Origin of the sequence: Thermogutta sp. (genome assembly GCF_039793925.1) — a bacterium.
Lineage (GTDB): Bacteria > Planctomycetota > Planctomycetia > Pirellulales > Thermoguttaceae > Thermogutta.
This window is the reverse complement of record NZ_JBAMME010000379.1, coordinates 1-3937: the sequence shown is the minus strand read 5'-3', so window position 1 is coordinate 3937 and position 3937 is coordinate 1. Positions and strand designations below refer to the sequence as shown.

4 protein-coding genes are annotated in these 3937 nt (G+C 55.6%); 1 reads left to right on the top strand and 3 read right to left on the bottom strand.

Features of this window, described 5'->3' with window-relative positions; translation table 11 throughout:
* On the top strand, positions 1-269 hold a 269-nt coding region (locus tag ABJK56_RS20640; RefSeq protein WP_347246579.1), incomplete at its 5' end, for a hypothetical protein.
* 119 nt (positions 270-388) lie between these two features.
* Here the strand turns inward: ABJK56_RS20640 and ABJK56_RS20635 are convergent.
* The 3 genes from ABJK56_RS20635 to ABJK56_RS20625 form a co-directional block, all read right to left on the bottom strand.
* Positions 389-2248 (bottom strand): PQQ-dependent sugar dehydrogenase, encoded by a 1860-nt coding sequence (locus ABJK56_RS20635; RefSeq protein WP_347246578.1) that lies wholly within the window; start codon positions 2246-2248, stop codon positions 389-391.
* Positions 2249-2307: 59 nt separating this feature from the next.
* Positions 2308-2655 (bottom strand): hypothetical protein, encoded by a 348-nt coding sequence (locus ABJK56_RS20630; protein ID WP_347246577.1) that lies wholly within the window; start codon positions 2653-2655, stop codon positions 2308-2310.
* Positions 2656-2786: 131 nt separating this feature from the next.
* A partial coding sequence (locus tag ABJK56_RS20625; protein ID WP_347246576.1) for an RHS repeat-associated core domain-containing protein occupies positions 2787-3937 on the bottom strand: 1151 nt, incomplete at its 5' end.

The following is a 3937-nucleotide window of genomic DNA, read 5'->3' as shown; positions in this document are numbered from 1 at the left end:
CCAATAACAAGTCGGTGGCGGAGAGGGGATTCGAATTTCTCAAGAATTTGCCTGAGAATTCCGATCCTTCCCGCTCGCCGCATGGTGCATCTCCCCTCCAGGACCGTGGCGCCGTGCCGGACGATACGATCCTGCAGCACCTCCGGCTGCTCCGCGAAACGAACCCCTGTTACCCAGGAAAGGCCGACGGCGACACGGAAATCGTCATTCGCCGGGTGGTCGCCACCGGCCAGGGGAAGATAACAGTATGGATCCGTGCCAAAAAATAAGGAATATTCGACCTTCTATCGGAGAGCTGAATAATACGCGCGGATGCTTTCTATGTTATCTATTCGCTTATCAATTGTTAGAGTGGGCTAAATAAAGCGATATGTTGTTGGAAAAACCGTCAGCGGCGGCGCGAGGGGCTTACCGCGGGCGGTTGCCAGGTTTTTTGCAGGTCCCTGATCCACTGCTCGACGAGCGACACCGCACGCTCATCGGCCCGATTGCTCGCCAGCGGAGGCATTTGACGCGGACCCCGCAGCCGGAGACGGTGCCACAATTCGCTGGCCTCGGGGCTGCCCGGACGAACAATTTTGCTTCCCTGCGGTCCCACCTGCCCCTGTCCAGGATTCACACCGATCAGTTGTGCCCTCTCCAACGGTGTGTGGTAGCGGAAATCGGGACGGTTGACGATGCCGTCAGGGACGTGGCACATCGCACAGTTGGCATCCAGGTACGCCCGAACAAGCTCTTGACGCTGCTCGGCCGTGGCCGGGGAAACCGTGAACCAGTCGAGATAGGCCTCCCACGATTCCGGGTCACCTTGCGGTTGCTCCGTAAATATCCCCATCGCTCGCCATAAAGCGATTTGGTTGAGTGATGCTCCGCTTTCTGAGTGGGTTGCCAATTTCTCGCGCTCGGTTCCTTTGGATGAAGGAGCATTCTCGTTATTCGCATTGAGCGAAAAGGAAAAACCCGGAACGACAGGCCGATTAAAATGCCGTGTGTTGAGGCCCAGTACAAAACCCGCGGCGGGTGTATGGCAGGCCATGCAGTCCGAGCGACTTGGGAAATACCACGAAAACTTTTCTCGGCCAGTGGGAGTTACTGCCAGCACTTCAGCAGTCTTGGCACCGTCCAGAAGCTCGGCATCTGTTTGAGCATCGTTCCAAACATAGGTGTATCCTTGCCAGCCCTCCGGAGTGCGGACCAAGAGGCGGGTTTCCAGACGCCGCCACTGCCGGGGGTTGGCGAGCTCCGCGGCGGAGACGGTTCGCGGGGACTGACCGGCGGCCATTGCGCTGGCGGGCAGAAAGAACGTTTTCACCAGCACCGTGCCCTCGGGAAACTGCCATTGTCCTTTTTCGCTGAAAGTGACGCTTTGACCCCGCGGCAATGCCAGAAAACGCTGCTTCATCGCCCCGTCGGACCACAGCGGCACGTTGACATCGTAGGGCAATAATCCTTCAGAAGGCACCAAATCAGCCGCATCGGCAAACAGTCCGGTCTCGGACAGTTTCCGAGGAAACGCCGCGGCGATGGCCGACAAATTGCCCGACCGCTTCCGGAATCGGTACACGTAACCGTCGAACGCTGTGAAGTACAACTCCCCTTCCGCATCTTCGCCGAAAGAGCTGATATTGAGGCCCGTCCGGGCGACCTTGCGGTTTTCGATGACCTGTTTGTTCTCGTCGAGTCGCAGAATCCAAACATTTCCCGTAACGTAGTCTCCGTAAAAATAGGCTCCGTAAAATTCCGGAAGACGTTGTCCACGATAGACACGTCCTCCCGTTACCGACATGCCCTCATGCCGGAAATACTCTACGAGCGGATCGATGAGCACGTCGCCTGTTTGAGGGGCAGTCGGGTCGAAAGGATGGAAACCTTCGCGGATCTTCCAGCCGTAGTTTCCCCCACGGACGATGAGGTCCACCTCTTCATACCGGTTTTGCCTCACATCGCCCGCAAAGAGGTCTCCAGTTACCCGGTCAAAGGCCAAACGCCACACGTTTCGCAAGCCGTAAGCCCAGATCTCTCCCCGGCTACCATCATTCCGCCCGGCAAACGGGTTATCTTTAGGGATGGCATACGCCAGACCCGGATCGCGGTGATCCACATCGATGCGGAGGATTTTTCCCAGTAACGTTTTCAAATCTTGGCCGGCTCCAAACGGATCGTTGGCCGTGCCGCCGTCAACCGCCTCCTCGCCTACCAGCAAGCCAACGCGCTCCGTCGCGATCACCAAGAATGCGCTCTCCGGCATTCCCAGGGCGCCTACCTTGTTCGTCTACACGGTTTTCCGGGCCAACGCAATTTGCAAATTTAAGTTCCGATCGGCTCCCATGATTCCAGAGGTTCTAAGTCGAAGCACCTCGCCCAGTATATAAGAATCAATGCGAATACGATCCAGAATATTACATGCTCTTTTACGCCAACTCGTTGCTTAGGAGGGGCTTTACGGAAGCGCACCCAAACTACACTCCATGATACCGCGAACGGCACGACCCAACCACCAATGAGCCCCATTAGGTCTTCACCATCCGGAAATCGCAGCGATAGGAGTCGTCCAAATAGAAGTCTACCGGGAACTTCGATAAACAGATCGAGCCATGCCATGAAAAGCTCACCACCCGCCCAGGGCCAAAGAAACGTCAATAATACAGCTGTCATACAGCCCTTCCATATCGTACGCGCCTTAGAATGGCTGTAAAACGAAAACACATAAGTCGCCAAGCCAACTATTGCGCTATGAATGACAAAGAACGGTGTGGGATCCATGGTGAAAAAGCCCTCACTCGTGTCTACGGAATAGCGCGGCCATTCAAAGGGGTTAAACCTACGCGCTGTGCGACGCATTTAAAAAACCCCTCGTATGAAGGTGCATTGTGTACTCTCTGGTCTGTACTGAGCATTCCACCAGGCACGTCATAAATAGGTGCTATCACCCCGCCAACTGCTGCGGGTGCTGCAACGTACGCGACATCAATAGTCCCCGCGTAAATATGGCTCATCTCGTGAAGTAGTATGCCTACTTCGCTCAATTTGTCTTTTTTAAAGAAGTCCGGACATATATGGATGTCTGTTCCGAATACGTCACTAAAATCTGGTTTGCCGGGACTGGTCCATGTATACGCAATCTTACTCCCCGTGCAAAAGGATTCGCATTCAAGGCCGACCGCTCGAGGGGCAAGTATACCGAATTGCTCTAAAAAAGCGAATGCAATGGCTTTTATACGGTCCCTTACGCTTAAGAGCGTTGCATGGGAGATGGGTCCGACTTGGGGCATCACCGTACCGGGCAGCGTTCCTGGGATGTCGCCAAACCAGTGGTCCAGGCAAGGACGAATCTCGTTGATGATCTTTCGGTACTCGGGATTCGTTGCCCGATTCGCTGCGCCGACGTGGGCTGCAATATCTACCATTTCCCAAACACGATAAGCCAGCCGAGCGGCGTCACACATCAGTGTCGCCAACCGTTCTTGCTGGTCGTAGCAACAGTCGTCAAATTCGAGAATGAGGGTGCGCACGACAGTGCCTATCTTGCACGGTTGGTGAATGCGGGGGGCAAACGGCCACAGGGCGAGTGGATCTGTGTGGATGAGCGAACGATTATTCACATACCGATACAAATTCGCATCACCTCCGGCAAAGCCGATCGGGTCCTCGCTCAGCCAGCGGCCAACGTGGGCATCGTACCAGCGGCTGAGGTTGTTCTGTAGGCCGGTGTCGGCATCGAATGGTCGGGCGGTGAAGAGGAACAAGGAGTCCACCGCCGGGTTGGTCTCCGACGTCACTCGGCCAAAGGCGTCGTAGATGAGGTGGTTGACCACGGTCGTCATGTCGCTGCCCGAATCGTACTTCGCGATGTCCCGGACCGTGTTCAGGTGGTCCGTCAGCGTCCACTGTACGGTTTCATCAGTGCCGTTGTCAACATTTTCCTCGGCCAAAATCT